Below are 22341 nucleotides of genomic sequence, written 5' to 3' on the forward strand. Positions count from 1 at the left end.
AGCAAGTCGTATATTTAAAGCAATCGTTTGCATTAACGAATTTGTATTCATAAGGAGGATTTAAAAATGAAAAAACTTTTTTCATTTGATTTTTGGCAAAAATTAGGTAAAGCGTTAATGGTCGTTGTGGCTGTTATGCCTGCTGCCGGATTGATGATTAGTATTGGAAAAATGATTGCCATGTTCAGCGGAGATATCTCTCTTGTCTTAACCATTGGTAGCGTTATGGAAAATTTAGGTTGGGCTATTATTAATAACCTACATATTTTATTTGCAGTAGCTATTGGAGGTTCGTGGGCTAAAGAACGTGCCGGTGGAGCTTTCGCTGCTATTCTAGCATTTATTTTAATCAACATGACTTCAGGTGCCATTTTCGGGGTAACCTCTGATATGTTAGTCACTGAAGGCGCTACAACAAGTACGTTATTCGGACAAGTGATTCCAGTAAATGGTTACTTCACTTCTGTTCTAGGCGCACCTGCTTTGAATATGGGTGTGTTCGTCGGAATTATTTCTGGGTTTGTGGGAGCGGTTATTTTCAACAAATATTACAACTACCGCAAATTACCGGAAGCCCTTTCTTTCTTTAATGGAAAACGTTTTGTTCCTTTCGTAGTCATTTTATGGTCCGTAATTATTTCAATCGGATTGGCTCTTGTATGGCCGGTTATTCAAACAGGAATCAACAACTTCGGGCAATGGATTGCAACTTCTAGCGAAACAGCACCTGTATTCGCACCATTTATTTATGGTACGCTTGAGCGTCTGTTATTGCCGTTTGGATTGCACCATATGTTAACGATTCCAATAAACTATACTGCTCTTGGTGGAACTTACACTGTTTTAACAGGCTCTGGTGCTGGTGGACAAGTATTTGGACAAGATCCATTATGGTTGGCTTGGGTCAGTGACTTAGTGAACTTGAAAAACGCTGGCGATACTGCTGCATATAATGAATTATTGACTACGATTACTCCTGCTCGTTTCAAAGTAGGGCAAATGATTGGTGCAGCTGGTACATTACTGGGAATTGCCTTTGCGATGTATCGTCGTACGGACAAAGACAAACGTTCTAAATACAAATCCATGTTTCTTTCTGCTGGTTTAGCTGTTTTCTTAACAGGCGTTACTGAGCCGCTTGAATTTATGTTTATGTTTGCTGCTCCTGCTTTATATGGAGTGTATGCTATTCTTCAAGGGGTTTCATTTGCTTTGGCAGATATTATTGCTTTACGTGTTCACTCGTTCGGTACCCTTGAATTCTTGACACGTATTCCGATGTCTATCAATGCCGGATTAGTCTGGGATGTCGTTAACTTTGTAGTATCATGTGTATTATTCTTCTTCTTGGCTTACTTTGTTTCTTACTGGATGATCGGCAAATTTAAAATCGCTACTCCTGGTCGTTTAGGTAACTACATCGAAGAAAGTACTACTGAAGCAGGTTCTGCAACTGAAGGAGCTCCTGCTGTAGCAACTGGTACTGCTGATGCACAAGTCAGCGGAATTATCGAAGCTTTAGGTGGAAAAGAAAATATTTCAGATGTAGATGCTTGTATGACACGTCTACGTGTAACTGTTAAGGATCCTGAAGTAGTTAAAGATGAAGCAGCTTGGAAAAGACTTGGCGCTTTAGGTTTAGTGAAAAAAGGAACAGGTATCCAAGCCATTTATGGACCAAAAGCTGATGTCTTAAAATCTGATATCAATGATATATTAGGAGTGTAATTTTTGAAGTTCTTAACGCTAAACACACACAGTTGGATGGAAGATGATCCTTTAAAAAAACTGGACGACTTATGCGATGCGATCAGTCGTCATTCATTTGACGTAATCGCACTGCAAGAAGTCAATCAGCTGATGACAGCTCCTATAGTACAGCAAGCGTTATTGGCTGATTTTTCTTCTACCAACAACGAACACCCTATCAAAGAAGATAACTTTGCTTTCTTATTGCAAAAAAAGCTTCAGGAAAAAGGATTACCGTACTATTGGACGTGGGAACCTTCTCATATGGGTTATGACCGTTTTGATGAAGGTTTGGCCATTTTAAGTTTGAAGCCGATCCAAGAAGTTTGCTCTTTCTTTGCCTCAAAAAATACGGCTTATGATGACTATAAAAGTCGGAAAGTTATTGGAATCAAATCAGCAGGTCAGTGGTTCTTTAACTTGCATTTGGGTTGGTGGCAAGATGGTCACGATCCTTTTCCAGGTCAATGGGGAAAATGTACAGCACTTTTCGATACTTTAAAAGAACCGATTTTTTTACTGGGTGATTTTAATAATCCAGCTCATATTAAACACGAAGGTTATGAACTAGTCACACAAAATTGGTTCGATACCTATCATTTGGCAGAACAAAAGGACAATGGTTTTACAGTTGCAGAAGCTATAGATGGATGGGCAGAAAATCAAAGCGGGTTACGAATCGATTATATTTTTGCCAATCAACCGGTAAAAACAATTTCTTCTCGAGTGATTTTTAATAACATCAACGAACCGATCGTTTCTGATCACTTCGGGGTTGCCGTTGAGATAGCATCATCTATTTAAAAATTTTTGCCAATATTAACCCTTTTTTAAAACTTAAGAGTAACTTTTAGCCTTGAATAACTATAAAAAAAGACTGACTCAATAGTCGAGTACTCCTCGATTTTTTGAATCAGTCTTTTTTTAATTGTTCATATAGAAGCAGCTTATTTTTCTCTAATTATTCTGGATTTTGGGAATATTAAAGAGTCACTTGAATCTTGCTTATGATGGAACGGATACGATCTCTCCTGTATCTAATAGACACAGATAGGTTTCAGTAACTCTTTTATCTAAGATAGATTCTAATGCAGATCGATATAAATTCATTTGACCTTTGTACTTTTCTAACATTTTCTCTCCTGATTGTGGTCCGTAATGACTGACTCTATCTGTTTTGTAATCAAATAAAATAATGTGATCCTCTAACTCGATATAGCCGTCAATAATTCCGTGAATCAATATTTTATCTTCAGCGTCGCCATTCATATCTGTAAACAGTTTTTCAGCATCTAATAAAAGTGAGAATGGTTCTTCACGATGGACATCTTTCGAAAAATCAATGATCATTTTCCCTAGCGGTGTTGTAAAAAACTCCTCTACTTGTTCAACATTAACTTTTGCAGCAACGTCTTCTTTTAAGACGCCATTTTTTATCAACGAAGCAACTAGGATTTCCAGTGTTTCTTTGGTAGGAGCCGTGCTTAAATCAATAGCTTGCATCACGGAATGCGTTGCCGTTCCTATCTCTGCATTTGAAGGAGCGGTTAATTCAGCCATAAACAGTGGTCGATCTAGCGTTTCTTCAACATACCGGTTTCGATTTCTCGGTTGATTGATATCGATTTTAACCATTTGATCGCTTTCGGGCTCTTCAAATAACCGTTTGATTTCTGAAACCGATTGATAACTGGTTGTATGAGAAGCCCCTTCATGCTCGTAAATGTAATTCATCAATTCTAACGCTTTTTGGACGGTACTTTGTTTTGGTTCAGTCTCAGAGATTGTGTCTTGCAGCTGATTCAATTTCTCTAACCAGTTTTCATCCGTTCCATTGTCTTTTGAAATCAATTGTTCTTGAATCGCACTTTCATCATAAAAGTGGATACTAAAATGGGCAGAATGATTGGTAATGGCTCCATTTCTGGCACTGACAGCGATCTCCTCATTTTGACTTGAAGGATGACGAACAAGGGATAACCCGATCCACTTCATTAAACTACTAGCGGTAAACCGAATATCGGCTGGCAAAACGGTTGGATTGTGGGAACTAACGACACCCCATTCTTTCCATGCTGCTGCTTCATCTTTATACGAACCCACTAAAAACAATTTTTCTTCTGCACGTGTCAATGCTACATATAATTTTCGCATTTCTTCAGATAACAATTTCGTTTTCTTCTCCACTTTTAAAGCGATTTCCGGTAAAGAAGGGTATCGAATGCGACGGTCCAAATCTTTAAAGTCCGTCCCCACTCCATATTGTTCGTTAAAAATATAACTTTTTTTGATGTCTTGCAAATTAAATTTTTTCGTTAAATCTAATACAAAGACGACTGGAAACTCTAACCCTTTACTTGCATGGATCGTCATCACTCGAACAGCGTTCTCATCTTCAGATATAGCGGTAGGCTCTGCCAGATCTTTGTCTTTTTCTTGCATTTTTTCGATGAATCGTACAAATTGAAACAGCCCTTTAAAACTTGTTTTTTCATAGCTGGATGCACGCTCATATAAAGCGTGCAAATTAGCTTTGCGCTGTTTACCCGAACTCATTCCTCCAACATAGTCTAAAAAGCCTGTATCATCATAAATCGTCCATATTAGCGCGACTAAATGGTCTCGTCGAGCAATTTCACGCCATTTGTTCAAACGTGTTAAAAACACTTCGATTTTTCCATATAAATGTGATGTAAAACGACTAGCCTTTTCTACACCTGGGTAAGATTGATAGAACGTTTTTAAGGCATCAAAGTAATCCCCTGTTTTTTGGCTGATCCTAATTGAGGCCAATTCATTTTCATCTAACCCAACAAGCGGCGAACGCAACACTGCGGCCAAGGGAATATCTTGATAAGGGTTATCAATAACTTTCAGTAAAGACATCATGATCGTGATTTCAGTTGTTTGAAAGTAATTTTGCGTGTCATTTACTTGAAGTGGAATAGCCAATCGTTTGAACATTTCCATTAACACCAAGTTATTCTTTTTAGTCGGTGTCAACAAAACAATGTCTCGATAATTGATTGGCCGCGTTGTTTTAGCTCGTTTATCATAAATTGGAAATTGCGTTTGGATCAACTCTTGGATTTTTTGGCCGACCATCAATAATTCGCCTTCCGTTTTATCTTCAATCCGCATATCCCAATTAACCGACTCTGTTTCTTCTTCCTCATCTTCGGTATCATTGGTGCCTTTTTCGTAGATTAAAAGTTCCGGTTGGTGTTTTTGCAATTCTGGAAAACCCCTAAAGCCTTGCACGAGTTTAGCAGCTTCATCATAGTCCATTTGTCCGACTGCTTTATCCATTAGTTGTTCAAAGACTAAATTAGTAAATTGCAGCACTTCACCTCGTGAACGAAAGTTTTCAGCCAGTATAATTCGTTCACCTAATTCGTGATGTTCATACTGTTCGTATTTTTTTAAAAATAATCCTGGATCAGCTAAACGAAACGAATAAATAGATTGTTTCACATCCCCTACCATGAACAAGTTTCCTTGATCTGATTGGTCATGGGCCAACCAACGCAATATATTTTCTTGAAGTTGATTGATGTCTTGGTATTCATCAACCATGACTTCTTTAAATTTGTCTCGATAATGCTTCGAAGCTTCAGTTGGAATCCAGTTTTCCTCATTGAACTGAGCCAGAATTTGAAGAGTCAAATGTTCTAGATCATTAAAATCTAATAGGTTCCGTTCATCCTTGCGCTGGCGAAAAGCCTCCGTGAAGAGTTGTGTCACACGTGCCATTTCTTCAACCAAGGGAGCAGCACTTAACATTAAGTCGATTTGTTCTTGAGGGGAAGCAGAGAAATAATCATTAGCTAGTTCCTTAAAACGAGCTTTATACTGATCACGTAACCCCTTCATTTCCTCAGCGGTTTCTTTTATTGCTTCATCGGTTCCCTTTTTAATTGCTTTCCATCGAGCAAATTCAAAGTTTTTACAACAATTATACGCTGCTTGATAGTTGTGTTCGTTGATATGTGCTTGAATTTCTTGCAACGCAATCCATTCTCCGCGAACCAAATCGGTTTGGTTTTTTAGCTCTTCAGTGCTTTCACCTAGTTGAGCAGCAACTTGAGAAAGCTCGACCAGACTGTCTAATACCGATAAAATCTGAGGTTTTAACAGTTCTTTAAATAAAACACCCGTCGTTAAATCGTTATCTTCTACTTGGTATAAATAGGATAATTGTTCTAACCACACAGCAGGTCTAGGGTTAGCTCTTGAAAATTCGTACAATGAGAAAATCAAGTCTGTTAGCCCTGCATCGCTTCGATCATTAGAGTACGAAGCGGTCAAATCTTTAAAAAGGGAGTCTTCTTCTCCGTATAACTCTTCTCTTACTTCTTCCCAGACACTTTCCTTAAGTAAAAGAATCTCTGTTTCATCCGTCAATAGTCTAAAAATGGGATCTAAATTGATCAAATAATAATAACGACGGATCACTTGAAGGCAAAAAGCATGTAGCGTACTGATTGACGCTTGATGGATCAAGGTTACTTGTCGAGTAAGGTGTCTTTTTAATTCTAGGTCGCTTTCAGATGTGACTGCTTCTTGGATTGCAACTTGGATCCGAGCTTTCATTTCTTTCGCGGCTGCTTCTGTATACGTCACGATCAACATCTCATCGACATTGGTCCCAGATTTTATTTTTTCGATCACACGTTGGACAAGAACCGTTGTTTTACCTGAACCTGCTGAAGCAGACACCAGTATATTGTGGCCTTCTTCATAGATTGCCTGCCATTGTCCATCGGTAAAATGACTGTTTTCAGGTTTTAGTGGAAGTGGGTTCATCATTCTTCATCTTCCTCCTCTTCTTGCATTTTCTTAAGAATGTCTTCTCTTTTTAACGATTCCATCCGACGATAATTGTTTTCAGGCAACATCGCATCAAATTGTGAAACCGCACGTAATGGTCCATTAACGGTCGGAATAAACTGCCTTTTTTCATAGAAAGGATTTAATGTATTTACTCCTTCGACGATTTTATTTCCAGCATCAACAATCAGTTTTTGATTGTGTTGTCGTAACGCAGTCATTTCATCCAGCGTGACAAATTTGTTCGATTTTAAGGCTTCACTTTTCAATTGATTAAAGGGATACACAAGCGAAGCTTTTGTCGGTTCAATCGTTGGATCTAATGACAAGAGCATGTCTTCATCTTCAAGCAACAATCCATCCATTTTATAGGATTTTAACAACTCATTGATATACGCATCTTCATCTAAAAATGTTCCTTTTTTCATAAACGGATTGGATACATGCAAATAAAACGCGCCTGCAGGTTTAGCTTCATGTCCAATCAATCCAACAGCATTTTGAAGGGCCGTATCCAAGTACGTGATCATTTGCATGGCTAGACCATAATAAGCATCCTGATAATTGAATTTATGCGCGCTTGACTTGTAGTCTACTACACTCAGGTAATAATCGTCGCCTAAGTTCATAGCATCCACTCGATCGATTTTCCCACGTAAGTGTAGGGTTCCACCATTATTAAGTGGAAAAGATAATCCTTCAATGCCGGTTTGATTTGCAACTTGGCCAAATAAAACTTCTGTTTGAACATTTTTCATATTTGTCCGTCGGCTTTGATTGCCGATGACCCACACCATTTTTTTAATCGTTTGCCCTAGTTGGTCACGAATATACTTCATGCGATTTGAGGCATTTAAAATGGAGAACTTTGGTTTCCCATAAAGTTCTGTTAACACTCCTGACGTCAATTGTTCCAGCATGTCTTCCGTTAATTGATCAAAGCTGAGGTTCTTTTGAATAATCTGTTTAAACAAGTGATCCAACGCATCATGGAAGAATTCTCCCGTACCGGCTGGAGACAGCTCAAAGACATCTCGTTCTTGTAATTTCAATCCATAGGTCAAGAAATGGCCATAGTGATCTGCATAAAAAGCTTCTAAACGAGAAACAGATAAATAGAGATCTTTGCCATACAAGTCTGTTGCAATATCACTTTTCAAGGGTATAGGCAGGTTTTTCTTAACTAAACTAACCAGTAAATGGTTAAAATCGCGAGCCACTTGTTTATCTCGTTTAAAGAACGTATATAAATTTTGCCAAAATAAACTTAACTGACCTTTTTGGTCTTGCTCTTTGCGCAAAATCATCAACAGCTGACTGATCGTCGTTTTTTTCGTTCCAATAAAATCCATTAATTCTTTATCGGATGGATTTTCTAGTGATGTGACGTCCATCAATTTGGCTTGGATTGGAAGATGGAACGCTTTCGCTATCCTGTCCACATAAGGTGATAATTTTGGACCATTTTTTGTTTCATCGCTGGTCGGGTAACTAAAAATCAATTTCTCAGAAGAATCTAAAAAGGCTTGATAAGCAATAAACGGTTCAGAAGCCATAACCGCTTCAACAGTTGGTTTTAAATATTTTGTATCGTCTAGGAATTGTGAAAAGAAATCCCGGTCTTCTTCCGTTAAAATACTTTTATTTTCTGTTTTAGCCGGCAAGTGGGCATCTGTTACTCCCAGCATAAAGGTGACTTTGGCTGTTCCGATACGTGTTCCTTCAATACCTGAAAAAGTTACTTGATCAATACTTGGTGGAACCATACTGTAAGTCGCATTATCAAATCCAGTCATTAAGATCGCATAGAAACTATCCAAGTCGAACGGTTCTTCTCCCAAAACTTCTACATATTCATCTAAAAGCTGCAAAAATGTTTGCCATGTTTGTTCGTGTTTGCGAGCTTCTTCAAGATCATTGTCTTCAATCGCTTGATCTCTCCAAAAACCTATTTGATCTTTAACTCCAATAGTTTCCATAAATACATACAGTTCTTTTGCAGCATCTTTACTGGTTTGCGCTTTTTCTAATCGATTGAAAAATGGGACCAACAGTCCTGTCAGATCTGTTTTAATGGAATTAGCAATCTGTTCAATCCGCTGATCATTGTCCGACTGAAACTCGGCATCTTCATAGAAGTAACGCGTGTAGTGCCAAGGATCTGATTTAGTCCATTGATACCCCTCATAACCATAACACAATAACACATTTTCCGTTACATCTACTCGTTCTCTAAATTGTCGTGCACGTTGTACATGCTGATTCACCCGTTGTGCGCGTTCTTTTGAAAGAGCTTCTTCCCCTTCGCTTTTTGGAATCACTAACTCCGTTCTAAGAAGTCGCATCACATCTGCGTATCGCCAATTGCGTTTGTAAATGCTGACTAAAGAGTCAATCACTTCAATAAGCGGATGTTGATTCATCAATTCTGCACTATCAACGAATGACTCTATCTCGTGACTACTAAATAACGGCTCTATGATGGCTAAATAATCATCCATATTGCGAGTCAAGACTAAAATATCCTTATAACGGTAATTACCAGTGGAAACCAATTTACGAATTTCTTTGGCCACATGGGTGATTTCTGCTTGTTTATTCTCTGCAGCCCATATCTCGATGCAATTGCCCATCGCGTCAAGTCCGTCTACTCGCTCATTTTTTGCAGGAGTCAGTTGGCTAGTCTCAACCCAAAATTCTTCCAATTGATTTAATTCTCCACAGTATGCCTCATCAATTTCTTGGATCAGTTTGTCTTTGTAGACTGGAACATTATTTTGGCGTGCCAGTTGATACAATTTATAATAGGTTGCTCCCGATGTCTGAAACAAATTATGCATTTCTGGTTTTTCGACGGCATATGCTTTATCTGACGTCAGTGCGATCGTTACTTTTTTAGCAGCTTTCATTAAAGCCAAAATAAGCGCTTGTTCTTGAGCAGTAAATTGATAGTAACTCTCAATGTAAAACGTGGTTTGGGACAAATTCAACTCTTCCACTTTTTGAATCAGCGCGGATACGATATCTTCAGACTCGATATATTTATTCAGTAATGCTGCATCAAAAGCTTGATAAATCAAGGATAGATCTTGTAACTTCAATTTGAAATCGGCTTCTTTAGGTGAAGTACCTAGACTAAACATCATATGATCCAAATCTGCTTGTGCAATCCGTCCACTGCGCAATTCTAAAAACAGATCTGTCATTTGCTGAACAAATCCATCTTTGCGGACTTCACCGCGATAGATAGTCAACTCTTCTTCATGTTCGATCAATAGTTTACGGATCAGCATCGATAATCCTGTTGTGGTTAATTGCGGCTTAGCATAAATATCGGTGTCTTTTAACCAATACCATGCTAATCGTGTAAAACTGAATACTTGTAAATGCATCATGCCCATAATTGGTTTCTTTTCAAAATAAGGATAGTGACTAAGTTTTTCCAAAACGGTCATTTCAGCCTGAAATTTAATATGGTCCGGAACTAAATAAAAAATAGACTCTTCCGTTTGTTTCGTCAGGCTTTCTGCTATCTCATCCAGTAGTACCGAACGTTTGTCACGATTCGCACGGCCTAATACAAATTGCAATCCCATCGTATTTCGCACATCCTTTCATTCAACTTCTCTGTCTCTCATTTTAACATACGCAAAAAAATAACGAGAGAAGAAACTTAATCTAACATCAACATTCAATTTTTTCCTTTTCATGGAAGAGTGAGTGTTATTTTCTGCTTCACTTGTTCGTGAAACCACTTTTAACGGAAGAGTGACGCTCATTTGGTCTGTCACTCTTCCGTGTAGAGCCGTTTCATGGCAGAGTGACACTTATTTTATGCTTCACTCTTCCATGAACAAACATTTTGTCGTCGAATTTGTTAACCGAATAGCTTCTGGACTAATTTTCTAGACAAAAAAAGGCTGAGACAAATGTCCCAACCCACTATTTATTAACGATTAACATATACCAATAAGAAAACAGCAAAGGCCGCTCCTAAAGTATAGACCACCTTAAACGATCGCTTCATCGTTTTATGTCGAAATGCATTCATGCTTATCAGACCACCAAAGCCACCGCCAATGAGACCTAAAAGCAATAGTGTCTTTTCAGGAATTCTCCATTGTCTTTTTACGGCTTTTTGTTTATCTACATACATCAGCACAAACAAAAGGATATTGCATATAAGAAGATAACTCATTACAAAAATCATTCTTAAGCTCCTTTTAAAGCATTCAAGCGCGCGATTTCTACGATTACTGCCGTAGCTTTCTCCATGCTTTCAACAGCTACAAATTCATAACGGCCATGGAAATTTTCTCCACCAGCAAAAATGTTCGGCGTTGGCAGTCCCATAAAGGAAATTTTAGAACCATCTGTACCGCCACGAATAGGTTCGATGATTGGTTCAATAGACAGGTTTTTCATCGCTTCTTCAGCTAGATCCACTACAGTCATATCTTTTTCAATAATCTCACCCATATTGTAGTAAGAATCATTTAAGTCAATTGTGATTCGTTCGCTGCCATATTCTTTATTTAACGTAGCCGCTTGTTCTAGCATAAAGGCTTTGCGCGCTTCGAATTTTTCACGATCATGGTCACGAATAATATAAGTCAACGTTGCTTCATCTACTTCACCCGTTATTCCAACTAAATGGTAGAATCCTTCACGGCCTTCAGTTTTTTCAGGAACTTCATCTTGAGGCAATAACGCATCAAAAGCCATTCCAATTTTCACTGCATTTACCATTGTGTTTTTTGCAGTACCTGGATGAACATTTTTACCCTGAATCTTAACGATTGCTGAAGCTGCATTAAAACTTTCAAATTCTAATTCTCCAATAGGACCACCATCCATTGTATAAGCAAATGTGGCATTGAACCCCGGAACGTCAAATCGATCTGCTCCGATACCGATTTCTTCATCTGGTCCAAAACCAACACGAATATCGCCATGTTCAATTGAATCATCATTGATCAAAATTTCCATAGCTGTCATGATTTCGGCAATGCCCGCTTTATCGTCGGCTCCTAATAACGTTGTACCATCGGTTGTGATCAACGTTTGGCCAATGTAATTTTTTAGGTTAGGAAACTCTTTAGGGTCTAAAACGACCTGTTGTTCTTCATTTAAAACAATGGCTTCTCCATTGTATTGCTCATGGAATTGCGGGTTTACATTTTTCGCATTAAAATCAGCTGTATCCATATGAGCAATAAACCCAACAGTTGGCACTTTTTTAGCTGTGTTACTTGGCAATGTTGCAGTCACATATCCATTGGTTTCATTATAAGAAATATCACTTAAACCAATGTCTTCTAATTCTTTCATTAACGTCTTAGCAAATGCCACTTGGCTTTGCGTTGATGGAATAGTGGTGCTATTTTCATCAGAACGTGTTTCTGTTTTCACATAACGAATAAAACGAGGGACTAGATTTTCATACATAAGAGGTAACTTCCTTTCAACATCGTTTTTTAGATAAATTCATAAGGATCTGTATTTAATTCTGATAGAATGATGTCAAAATCCCATTCAAGATCAGATTTCCACTCCGTAAATAATTCAACCAATTTTGGTTTACATATGCTTTCAATGTGATGACCAGGATCGATGACGCTTAACCCGTCTGCTAACATATCATGAGCTGTATGGTAATAAACATCTCCAGTGATAAACACATCTGCATTTTTGCTTAAGGCATCTGGGTAATACCCCCCTGCATCCCCACCACAAACTGCAACACGTTGAATCAGTTTATCTTTATCCGGTGTTACGTAGCGTAAGCCCGATACACCAAACGTTTCTTTTACCTTTTGAGCAAACTCCTGAACAGTAACAGGCTCAGCTAAATTCCCTATCCTTCCAAGGCCATATTCATCAACAAAATTCTCAATTGTATACAAATCATACGGCGGCTCTTCATAAGGATGAGCTTCAAATAGGGCTTTTTCAATTGTTTGCGTTAGATGTTCAGGGAAAACAACTTCAATCCGAACTTCTGCTACATGTTCAGGTTCATCGATTTCTCCAATGGTTGGATTAGCATGATTAATGGGTGTGAAGCGTCCAATCCCCTCAAATGTATACGTACAATCTTTGTAATTCGGACCGATTTGACCCGCTCCTGCAGCGGTTAGCGCTTTTCGAACTTCTTCTTCATTTTCTTTTGGAACAAATACTGCAATCTTTTTATAAGCCAGTCTTTTCGTGACATGTAAAATCTCTGTTTCTGTTAAGTTCAACTCATCTGCTAACCACGTATTCATCCCATTTGTAGCAACATCTAAATTTGTATGCGCAGCATAAACGGTTATATCATTCTTCAAAAGATCCGCATACATCTTCGTTTGTGCATCATCTGTGGCCAAATTTTTAAGTGGGCGGAAAATAGGTGGATGATGTGCAAAGATAAAGTCAACGTGTTGTTCAATGGCTTCTTGGACCACTTCTGGACGAACATCTAGCGTCACCATCATTTTTTTTATGGGTTTTTTTAACGTTCCAACCGCTAAGCCAACCGGGTCTCCAGCTTCAGCTAAATATTTTGGAGCAAATGATTCAAATTTTTGGATAAATTCACTTCCATAAGTCTCAGTCATTTTAGCACCTCTTCTATTTTTTGAATTTCTGCTTGGATTTTTTGGATTTTAGTTGTTTGATCTGCACTTGAATGCGTTAAACTATCTAAAATATAACGGTTTTTTTCAAGTTCTTTTTGCCATTTCTTTTTAAAGATAGCAGAATTTTCCTCTTTTAAATGAAAACCAAACATTAAGTAAAGTTCAGTTACAGTTTGATTTAGTAATGGATCTTTCACGGCCACCATTACTTCATAAATTTTATTGTTTTCTTCAATGATTTCTTCAGCCGTAATCGTGTACTCATGATCGACCAACCATTCACGCAGGGTTCTTTCTCCTACGTTCGGCTGCAAGATCAAGCGTTCCTTGCCTGTCAAATGGCCTTTTTTTAATCCGTTGTCCAAGATAGAGGTAATTAAGGAACCTCCCATGCCACATATAGTAATCGCGGTTACATTATCTTCAGGAGAAAGGACTTCTAATCCATCCCCTAAACGTACACTGATTTGATCTGTTAAACCAAGACGTCGCACTTGGTTTTTTGCTGCTTGGAAAGGGCCTTCGACAACTTCTCCTGCAATAGCAAACGTAATGCGATTGTTACTCGCTAAAGCACAAGGCAGATATGCGTGGTCAGAACCGATATCGGCTAAACGATCACCCGGTTCGACATAAGACGCCGCTCTGCTTAAACGCAGCGATAATTGACTTTCGTCCATACTCATCACTTCTTTCTTTTCATGATCATTGTTTATCCTTGGAAGAACTCTTCATCCATTAAATAACCTTCTGCAGCATCTTTTGAATGAAAAACTCCTTCAACTTGATCGTTCGGTAAGGCAACGACCCATGTCGGATTATCATAGACTAAACGTAAAACATCGCCATTATTGTCAAACCATAATTCAGAATAGCCTTCTTCATATCCGTCAGCTGTTTTCTTTAAGTGAGCAATTGCTTGATCCACTAAAGAACGAATTGTCGCTTCATCTTCGTCTCTTACAGAAATGTAGCCTTTATCAGTTTCATCTTTAGGCAAATAACCTGCATAAATCAAAGCATTTCCATTCGGGTGAAGAAAGCGCACTGCCATTGTTTTAGGTACTGCACTGTCTTTAAAATGGTAATTCAAACGATTCATTGATACTTTTGTTGCCGTTAATTCTTCGTAGCTATCAAAAATAGCCTTTTTTTCTTCAAATGATAACATGTCATTCATCCCTTCATTCCTACATCGTCTATTATTATACCAGTTTTTTCTTTCATTCGTTGAGTTTTATCTCTCAATACGAAAGAAGGCCGTCCAAATAATGTTAATTTTGGACGACCTTCATCTATTTTTATTCTAAGAAGTCTTTTAATTGTTTTGAACGGCTAGGGTGACGTAATTTACGAAGTGCTTTAGCTTCGATTTGACGAATACGCTCGCGTGTTACACCAAATACTTTACCCACATCTTCAAGAGTACGATTGCGTCCATCATCTAAACCGAAGCGCAAACGGAGTACATTCTCTTCACGATCTGTAAGAGTGTCTAGTACATCCTCTAGTTGTTCTTTTAGCAATTCATAAGCAGCGTTTTCTGCTGGACTTGTCGCATCGTGATCTTCAATAAAGTCGCCTAAGTGAGAATCATCTTCTTCTCCAATAGGTGTTTCTAAAGAAACTGGCTCTTGTGCAATTTTTAGAATCTCACGTACTTTTTCAGTTGGAAGATCCATTTCTGCTCCGATTTCTTCAGGAGTTGGTTCGCGTCCTAAATCTTGTAGCAATTGACGTTGGATACGAATCAATTTATTGATTGTTTCAACCATATGCACTGGAATACGAATCGTACGTGCTTGGTCAGCAATCGCACGCGTAATAGCTTGACGAATCCACCAAGTCGCATAAGTTGAGAATTTAAATCCTTTTTTATAGTCGAATTTTTCAACAGCTTTCATCAATCCCATGTTTCCTTCTTGGATCAAATCTAAAAATTGCATACCGCGCCCAACATAACGTTTGGCAATACTAACAACTAAACGTAAGTTAGCTTCTGCAAGGCGTTGACGTGCTTCTTGGTCGCCTTCTTCTATTTTTATCGCTAGTTCGACTTCTTCAGCAGCCGTTAATAAATTCACTCGTCCAATTTCTTTCAAGTACATTCTAACGGGATCATTAATTTTAACTCCTGGAGGAGCCGTTAAGTCTTCCGGTTTTTCTGCTTCTCTTTCAGCTTTCATTTCTTTGAGTTTCAGTTGTCGAGCTGTTGGACCACCATCGTCTCCAACTACTCCAACACCTGCATCTTCAACCGTTTGGATCAATTGATCCATTTTTTCAGCATTTAAAGAAAAAGGAGTTGCTATTTTATTTGTTAACTCATCGTAATGAATAGTTCCCGCTGCTTTATACTCTTTGATCAAACTCTTTACTTCACTATCATACGCCTTTTTTGTTGTCAGTTTTTTTTCAGCCATTAAAAAGCCTCCTCTTTCAATCTTACTCGTACATATTATGAATCATTTTTATTTATTTTTCAATAACCGAGATAAATTAACTACTTCAATCATCAACACACGCAGCTGCTCTTTATCGCCTCGTCTGGATGCTTCTTTCAATGCATCTTGTTTTTCTTTCAATTGCAATTGAAGACCGGATTTCCTAGAGATTACGTCTAAATAATCTTCTATTTCTCTTGTCGAAACTTCGTTGCTTATCGACAACAGTTCAACTTCAACAATTAAATTTTTCAATTCCGGTTCTTTTACAAAATCAAGAAACGCATCGATCGTACCTTCATTAGCTGTATGTTCTCGGAAGCTTTCATACAAAATAAAGATCATTTGATACTCATCATGTACAAAATGAAATTCATCTGCAACATTTTTCAAAATAATCCACGCTTCTTCAAAATGAAATAACCGATTTAATAACAATCGCTCTGCGTGTTCAATATTAGTCGGTTTCCTTTTTTGGGTCTGCACTTGCGGGTAATTTGCCTCAGCAGGATGATTCTGCTGACTCTGCTGCTGTTTTTCTTTTGTTCGCTTATTACGAGACTCATGGAATTTCTGTTGAAACTGCTCTTTTAAAGAATCAATCGAAAGGTCAAATTCCGTTGCTAATTGCTTAAAATAAAGTTCACGTTCAACAGCTGAAGTGACGGAAAGCAGTTCGGATAATATCTTTTCAATGTATCCAAGTCGTTCACTCTCATTTGATAAATTAAGCGACTTACGGTAATAAGACATCTTGAACCCAAAAAGTGTTTCTCTTCCGTGAGCGATCAGTTCTTTAAAAGCATCTGCACCATTTTTTTTAATGTATTCATCGGGATCCATTCCTTCACCGAATCGAATGATATCAATATCAAAATTGGTCTCTGTCGCTAAAAGATCACTAGCTCTTTTGGTGGCTTCAATTCCAGCAGAATCTCCATCATAAGCAATTACGACATGATCTGTAGTTCGGTCAATCAAATGAATTTGTTCGTTGGTAAGACTGGTTCCCATTGAAGCAATTCCATTGGTTATACCGGCCTTCCAAGCTCCAATAACATCCATAAAGCCTTCAAACAAAATAACTTCTTTTTCTCGTCTGATTGAAGAACGTGCAAGATCAAAATTAAACAGAATGGTTCGTTTATTGAATAATTGGGTCTCCGGACTATTTAAATATTTTGGTGCACCCTCATCAGCATCTTGCTGAAAGATCCGACCTGAAAAAGCCACGGTTTTTCCTTGTTGATTGCGAATGGGAAAGATAATCCGATTGTAAAATCGATCAAGCAGTTCCCCACTATCTTTTTCAACAAACAAACCCGTTTTTTTTAATAATTCTTGCTCATAATTTTTTCCAACTAAATATTGATGAAGCATGGTTCGTTCTCGTGGAGCAAACCCGATATTAAACGTATCAATTACTTCACGAGTCAATCCTCTTTCAGTTAAATACTCTAAAGCTTCTTCTCCTATTGTGGTATTCAATAGAATATGATGAAATAATTCTGCACTTTCTTCATGGACACGGATCAGTTTTTCTTTAGCTGAGTCATTTGGCTGGTTTTTATGATCGTGGTCTTGTACCAAGGATTCATCTAATTCAAATTGACTCAATTCAGCTGTTTTAATGACGGCTTCTGGGAAAGTTAACCCATCGACTTCCATTAAAAAAGTAAAAACATTCCCACCACGTCCACAACTAAAACAGTGAAAAATTTGTTTCTCTTCTGTTACAGAAAATGAAGGAGTTCGCTCTTCGTGAAAAGGACAAAAACCAAAAAGATTTTTACCTTTCTTTTTTAATTGAACATACTGACTGACAACATCCACTATATTGGTTTCTTGTCGTACTTTATTGACCGTTTCTTCTGGAATCATTATCGCCAAGCTGTTCACCTCTTAATCAAAAAAATAAAGAACGTTAGGCTCTATCAGAAATTACATTTAGGCTCTAAAAGTCGCACTCAAATACTAGTGCGACTTTACTCTCAAAATCTATTCTCAGACAGAACTATACATGTTTTATAATAGCACACTCTCTATAAGAAAACAAATCTTTAAATTGATTATTTAAAGAGTCCCATATCGCCTTTAAATAACTATTATTACCAAAAAAATAATAAAAGTTATTTATTTTGCTCTAAGTTTATTTGCTAGCATCTTTTTATTACAGACAAACGTAAAATAAAACAATTGGTTTGGAACATCGCATAATGCGTTATTCCAAACCAATTGTTCACTTCATCGCTTTTTTATTTTAATTTTGCTACTGTTGCCGAGAATGTCGAGCGACTCATTAAAGATTTCCATACAACGTGTGCAAGTGTGAAATCAATCATACTGTGAACGATTGTACCTGCTCCTACCAATAGGAAAACCGATTGTAAGAAACCTTGCGTATAATAAGCAGTAGTCATCTCACCACCAAAATAAAAAACAGAAACTACAGCAACTTCACAACTAGCATGCAGCAAGCCGATTAAAAACGAAAAGAGTTGCGTTTTAGCAGTCGATTGCAAGATTGAAGGTTTTTTCAGGAGAACATAAGAACCTACTCCCGCAAAGACAACATGGGTTAAAGCTCTCAAAGCGATAATAATCGGGAAACCACCAAGCAAAAATCCAAGTGCCGTTCCCAAAGCTACAGTCAGTGCAATCATAGGCGAGATAAACATCGCAATGAAAATCGCCACATGACTGGCTAATGTAAAGGATGCGGGTTCCAAGACTAATTTAACTGGTGAAACCATTGGAATTAAAATACCTACAGCTACCAACAAAGCTGCAATCGTTAATTTATGAACTCTATTCGTTTTCATTTCAACAACTCCTATCATCAAATGCGCATTTACACGTGTCAAGACACGTTAGCAAATTTAATTATAGGTGTTTTCAAAAAGATGTCAAGACACCTTTTAATTTTTGTATAAAAAACCTAATGTATTGAGTTCTTTCTTGATTCGATCAAATGTTTTTTTGTCTGGACATGCTATTGTATGCAAATGAACACCATCGGTTAATTCAGATAGTAAGTTGGCTTGTTTATTTTCGATTGCTTCCATAAATTGATCTGCATCATATCGGGAAGAAATCATTAACCGCCCTTTTAATTCTCCATATATTGGGTGCTCAACGATAACATCAACCACTTCTCCTCCATTATCGACTACCGCATACAATTCAGTTTTTGTTTCTGCTGCACTATGCGAACTAGCTAATTGCCCAAGATATTTGTTCGTCATAGAAGCAGATTCCAACACGTAACCTTTTGGGGTAGCAATGACATCAACCCCGCTCGCTCTTAACAAAGCTACATCGCCCACAATAATTTGACGACTCACATTTAATCGAGCAGCCAGATTTCTTGCACTTATGGGTCTGTTTTCTTGTGATAAAATCGAAATAATACTGTCTCTTCTTTTCGTTGCCTCCATAAAAATCAGTCCTTTTCCATTAATGCGCTCGTTTTAATCTTATTATACCTTAACTGATCACGTTTGAAGACTTTAAACAAAACTTCTTATCTATATAGGAACTATTTCTAAATATGCTATACTTAAAAAAATGATTTCAGTTAGGAGATTCAAATGAAACTTTTTAAACTTAGTTTACTCATCCTAATCAGTTTAACTCTCGCTTTTTGTCTATATGGTTACTATCAAAACCGTTTATTAGACATTGAATACCAAACGATTGCACTGAATGATCTGCCCCCAGAATTAAATCAATTAAAAATCGTCCACGTATCGGATACCCACTTTGAAAAAAACCGCATCTCAATTGAAACATTGCTTTCTGAAATCGAACAAGCTCAACCAGATCTGATTTTCTTAACTGGAGATTTAATTGACCGCACAGCTGACTTAAGCAATGTACCGTTAGAAGAATTTGGCCGCTCCTTGAGTGCTCTTGCGCCAACTTATGCCGTATCGGGAAACCACGAAACGAGCAGCGGACAATTAGATGAATGGGATCAAGACATCAATCAAAGCGGAGTTAACTTATTAAACAATGAACAGATTACCATAGAATTTAATGGTGCTCAGCTAGCTTTGGTCGGGGTTAAAGATGAAGAGTATCCTATTGATGTGCCTATGATAAATCCTATAAAGGACATTCCCGTATTGTTACTCGCTCATCACCCTGAATATTTTGAAGACTATCTAACTTCTAACCCTCTTATTGAACCAGATATCACATTTAGCGGTCATGCTCATGGTGGCCAAATAAGAATCCCTCTTATCGGTCCGATGTACGCTCCTGGTCAGGGCTTTTTTCCTAAATACACCACAGGAATCTATAATAGCGAAGTAGACCCCTCAAAAAAATTAGTCGTGAGCCGAGGAATCGGAAATAGTCTATTTCCTTTTCGCATCAATAACAAACCCCATCTGTTAGTGATCACCCTTGAACGCACTAAATAAAAGAAACCACTTATAAGGAATCCTGTTACTTCCTCATAAGTGGTTTCCTTCTACCTATTTTATTGACTAAATTGTGCCTCATACAATCTCTTATACGGCCCATTTTTTGCTAATAATTCTTCGTGACTGCCTTGTTCGGCAATTCCTTCTTCATTTACCACGATAATGCGTGTCGCATGCTTGATCGTCGCTAAACGATGCGCAATAATCAACGTCGTACGGCCTTCTGCTAATGAGTTTAAAGATTCTTGAATCACTTGTTCTGTTTCAGTATCCAAAGCTGATGTCGCTTCATCTAAAATCAAAATCGGTGGATTCTTTAAAAACATACGTGCAATTGATAAGCGTTGTTTTTGACCACCAGATAATTTTACGCCTCTTTCTCCAATGATTGTATCCAGTCCTTCTGGCATCTCATCCACAACTTTTTCTAAATGAGCTAACTGGACTGCTTTGCGTATTTCTTCTTCACTAGCATCTAGTTTCCCATAGGCCACATTTTCTCTGATGCTCCCCGGAAAAAGGTACACGTCTTGTTGAACAACCCCGACTTGGTCTCGCAAAGACTGCATCGTCATATCTTGAATATTGATTCCATCAATCATTACTTCTCCTTCACTAACCTCATAAAAACGTGGCAATAAATTACAGATAGTCGTCTTCCCTGCGCCACTGGGGCCAACAAATGCCACCGTTTCACCTGCACGAATCGATAAATTGATTTTGTCCAACACTTTTTTAGATGAGTCGTACCAAAATGAAACTTGTTTGTACTCAATATCCCCTTTTAAGCGGTCGACTTCAATGGCATTTTCTTTATCTTGAATAGTAGGTTTTTTATCAAGTTCTTCTGTTAATCTCTTAAATCCTGCAATTCCTTTAGGATAACTCTCAATCATCGTGTTCACTTTTTCAATCGGACGAACAAATACATTGGATAATAAGATAAATCCTACAAAATCACCATAACTTATTTCACCTTGGATCGTATAATACGCTCCAAAAAATAAGGCAAATAAATTAATTAAACGAATCAGTAAATAATTATATGAAGAGCTGATTGCCATCATCTTATAGAATAAAATTTTTGATGATCGGTAAGCTTGATTAAGTAACTCAAATCTTCCGGCTTCATGTTCTTCATTTGCAAAGGCTTGAACCACACGTATCCCACTAACGGACGACTCAATACCTGCACTAAATTCGCCTAAATCATTAAAGATCTTTGTATTGATTTTGGTCATGCGCTTATTAAAAAATACTAGTGCAATTGTGATAAAAGGAATCATTACAAACGTTGCCAAAGCTAATTGAACGTGCACTGTTAACATCAATAAAAACGCCCCGCCTAAAGTAATGATGGTAATAAACACATCTTCGGGGCCATGGTGGGCAACTTCCGATATTTCGAATAAGTCCGTTGTCAAACGAGTCATTAACTTCCCTGTCTTTTGATTGTCATAATAACTGAACGGCTGCTCTTGCAAGTGTCCATATAATTCGCGACGCATATCTGTCTCGATATTCACACCCAGTTTGTGCCCGAAATAAACAACGACATACTGCAAATAAGTGTTTACAACATACAAAAACAATAAAGATAGCGAAACTGTAACAATCAATGTCCAATTTGCTGAAGGCAAAAGGTCATCGACTACTCGATTAACTACTAGCGGAAAAGACAATTCTAAAACAGCTGCAAGTATCGCACAGCTAAAATCTAAGATAAATAATTTTTTATACGGCTTATAATAACTAAAAAAACGATTTAACATAGAATCCTCCAATCTAGTTTAGCTCATTTGATTAATAAAATATTTTTTATGTACCTTGTTTAGTTTGAACATACTCCATCAAGATGACCACATGATTGTATTGTTCATCTTTAGCAGCGTAGATAAACGTCACCGGAGTGTGTTGCAATTGCTCAAAGATGTGCTGTTTAAACTTTTTCGCGTGTGAATTGGCTTCTAATTCAGCCCAATAAGCTTGTTTAAACGCATTAAACTTTTGCGGTTGATGGTTAAAAGCTTTGCGTATCGTTGGAGTTGGAGTAATCTCTTTTGCCCATTCTTTTATATAGGCTTCTTCTTTCGCTACTCCTCTTGGCCATAGTCGATCTACTAAAATACGGTACCCATCTTCTTTATCTACTTTTTCATAAATCCGTTTCATTCTTAAGGGATAGTTAAGCATAGCTGTTCACTCCTTTATCCAATTAAATAAAAACCCCACTAAGGAAAATTCTATCCTTAATGGAGTATAAAG

At 37.7% G+C, this 22341-nt stretch carries 15 protein-coding genes and 1 pseudogene; 3 read left to right on the plus strand and 13 right to left on the minus strand.

The window, feature by feature from the left end:
• Positions 1–66: 66 nt before the first annotated feature.
• Positions 67–1719, plus strand: a pseudogene (locus ABS916_RS00290) (PTS transporter subunit IIBC); the annotation flags it as partial.
• 12 nt (positions 1720–1731) lie between these two features.
• Positions 1732–2553, plus strand: coding sequence for an endonuclease/exonuclease/phosphatase family protein (locus ABS916_RS00295; protein ID WP_350450025.1), 822 nt, complete (start codon positions 1732–1734; stop codon positions 2551–2553).
• A gap of 201 nt (positions 2554–2754) precedes the next feature.
• Here the strand turns inward: ABS916_RS00295 and addA are convergent, their stop codons facing one another.
• The 11 genes from addA to ABS916_RS00350 all read right to left on the minus strand — a co-directional run bounded on the left by addA (position 2755) and on the right by ABS916_RS00350 (position 19083).
• The gene (gene addA, locus ABS916_RS00300) at positions 2755–6558 is read right to left on the minus strand and encodes a helicase-exonuclease AddAB subunit AddA (protein WP_350450026.1); all 3804 of its coding nucleotides are present in this window, start codon (positions 6556–6558) and stop codon (positions 2755–2757) included.
• The gene (locus tag ABS916_RS00305; protein WP_350450027.1) at positions 6555–10175 is read right to left on the minus strand and encodes a PD-(D/E)XK nuclease family protein; all 3621 of its coding nucleotides are present in this window, start codon (positions 10173–10175) and stop codon (positions 6555–6557) included. Before ABS916_RS00305 ends, addA begins: the two co-directional genes overlap by 4 nt.
• 353 nt (positions 10176–10528) lie before the next feature.
• Positions 10529–10789: a DUF1294 domain-containing protein gene (locus tag ABS916_RS00310; RefSeq protein WP_350450028.1), complete on the minus strand. Its 261-nt coding sequence runs from the start codon at positions 10787–10789 to the stop codon at positions 10529–10531.
• A 2-nt stretch (positions 10790–10791) separates the two neighbouring features.
• A complete protein-coding gene (gene pepT, locus ABS916_RS00315) occupies positions 10792–12027 on the minus strand; it encodes a peptidase T (protein ID WP_350450029.1) in 1236 nt (411 codons plus the stop codon).
• 29 nt (positions 12028–12056) lie between these two features.
• Positions 12057–13181 (minus strand): Nif3-like dinuclear metal center hexameric protein, encoded by a 1125-nt coding sequence (locus ABS916_RS00320; protein WP_350450030.1) that lies wholly within the window; start codon positions 13179–13181, stop codon positions 12057–12059.
• A complete protein-coding gene (locus tag ABS916_RS00325; protein ID WP_350450031.1) occupies positions 13178–13882 on the minus strand; it encodes a tRNA (adenine(22)-N(1))-methyltransferase in 705 nt (234 codons plus the stop codon). Before ABS916_RS00325 ends, ABS916_RS00320 begins: the two co-directional genes overlap by 4 nt.
• Positions 13883–13914: 32 nt before the next feature.
• Positions 13915–14382: a hypothetical protein gene (locus tag ABS916_RS00330; protein WP_350450032.1), complete on the minus strand. Its 468-nt coding sequence runs from the start codon at positions 14380–14382 to the stop codon at positions 13915–13917.
• Between the two features lie 121 nt (positions 14383–14503).
• Complete coding sequence (rpoD, locus tag ABS916_RS00335; RefSeq protein ID WP_350450033.1) at positions 14504–15625, minus strand: RNA polymerase sigma factor RpoD; 1122 nt, start codon at positions 15623–15625, stop codon at positions 14504–14506.
• Between the two features lie 48 nt (positions 15626–15673).
• A complete protein-coding gene (gene dnaG / locus ABS916_RS00340) occupies positions 15674–17527 on the minus strand; it encodes a DNA primase (protein WP_350450372.1) in 1854 nt (617 codons plus the stop codon).
• Positions 17528–17901: 374 nt separating this feature from the next.
• Positions 17902–18468, minus strand: a complete 567-nt coding sequence (locus tag ABS916_RS00345) for a hypothetical protein (protein ID WP_350450034.1) — start codon at positions 18466–18468, stop codon at positions 17902–17904.
• Positions 18469–18564: 96 nt separating this feature from the next.
• On the minus strand, positions 18565–19083 hold the full coding sequence (locus ABS916_RS00350; RefSeq protein ID WP_350450035.1) for a transcription repressor NadR: 519 nt from the start codon (positions 19081–19083) through the stop codon (positions 18565–18567).
• A 153-nt stretch (positions 19084–19236) separates the two neighbouring features.
• Here ABS916_RS00350 and ABS916_RS00355 point away from each other — a divergent pair, with 153 nt between their 5' ends.
• Entirely contained in the window at positions 19237–20073 is an 837-nt protein-coding gene (locus ABS916_RS00355; protein ID WP_350450036.1) for a metallophosphoesterase, read from the plus strand.
• Between the two features lie 59 nt (positions 20074–20132).
• On the opposite strand, the gene ABS916_RS00360 is transcribed toward ABS916_RS00355, so the two are convergent.
• Positions 20133–21848: an ABC transporter ATP-binding protein gene (locus tag ABS916_RS00360; protein WP_350450037.1), complete on the minus strand. Its 1716-nt coding sequence runs from the start codon at positions 21846–21848 to the stop codon at positions 20133–20135.
• 46 nt (positions 21849–21894) lie between these two features.
• Positions 21895–22269, minus strand: a complete 375-nt coding sequence (locus ABS916_RS00365; RefSeq protein ID WP_350450038.1) for a DUF488 domain-containing protein — start codon at positions 22267–22269, stop codon at positions 21895–21897.
• Positions 22270–22341: the final 72 nt, after the last annotated feature.

Source organism: Carnobacterium sp. (assembly GCF_040274945.1).
Taxonomy (GTDB): Bacteria; Bacillota; Bacilli; order Lactobacillales; family Carnobacteriaceae; genus Carnobacterium_B.

What these genes read in the sequence shown, in the direction of transcription:
- ABS916_RS00345 (WP_350450034.1), bottom strand. Translation starts at nt 18,468, where the DNA reads ATGAAAACGAATAGAGTTCATAAATTAACGATTGCAGCTTTGTTGGTA.
- ABS916_RS00325 (WP_350450031.1), bottom strand. Translation starts at nt 13,882, where the DNA reads ATGGACGAAAGTCAATTATCGCTGCGTTTAAGCAGAGCGGCGTCTTAT.
- rpoD (WP_350450033.1), bottom strand. Translation starts at nt 15,625, where the DNA reads ATGGCTGAAAAAAAACTGACAACAAAAAAGGCGTATGATAGTGAAGTA.
- ABS916_RS00355 (WP_350450036.1), top strand. Translation starts at nt 19,237, where the DNA reads ATGAAACTTTTTAAACTTAGTTTACTCATCCTAATCAGTTTAACTCTC.
- ABS916_RS00330 (WP_350450032.1), bottom strand. Translation starts at nt 14,382, where the DNA reads ATGAATGACATGTTATCATTTGAAGAAAAAAAGGCTATTTTTGATAGC.
- ABS916_RS00365 (WP_350450038.1), bottom strand. Translation starts at nt 22,269, where the DNA reads ATGCTTAACTATCCCTTAAGAATGAAACGGATTTATGAAAAAGTAGAT.
- ABS916_RS00360 (WP_350450037.1), bottom strand. Translation starts at nt 21,848, where the DNA reads ATGTTAAATCGTTTTTTTAGTTATTATAAGCCGTATAAAAAATTATTT.
- ABS916_RS00350 (WP_350450035.1), bottom strand. Translation starts at nt 19,083, where the DNA reads ATGGAGGCAACGAAAAGAAGAGACAGTATTATTTCGATTTTATCACAA.
- ABS916_RS00310 (WP_350450028.1), bottom strand. Translation starts at nt 10,789, where the DNA reads ATGATTTTTGTAATGAGTTATCTTCTTATATGCAATATCCTTTTGTTT.
- dnaG (WP_350450372.1), bottom strand. Translation starts at nt 17,527, where the DNA reads ATGATTCCAGAAGAAACGGTCAATAAAGTACGACAAGAAACCAATATA.
- pepT (WP_350450029.1), bottom strand. Translation starts at nt 12,027, where the DNA reads ATGTATGAAAATCTAGTCCCTCGTTTTATTCGTTATGTGAAAACAGAA.
- ABS916_RS00305 (WP_350450027.1), bottom strand. Translation starts at nt 10,175, where the DNA reads ATGGGATTGCAATTTGTATTAGGCCGTGCGAATCGTGACAAACGTTCG.
- addA (WP_350450026.1), bottom strand. Translation starts at nt 6,558, where the DNA reads ATGATGAACCCACTTCCACTAAAACCTGAAAACAGTCATTTTACCGAT.
- ABS916_RS00320 (WP_350450030.1), bottom strand. Translation starts at nt 13,181, where the DNA reads ATGACTGAGACTTATGGAAGTGAATTTATCCAAAAATTTGAATCATTT.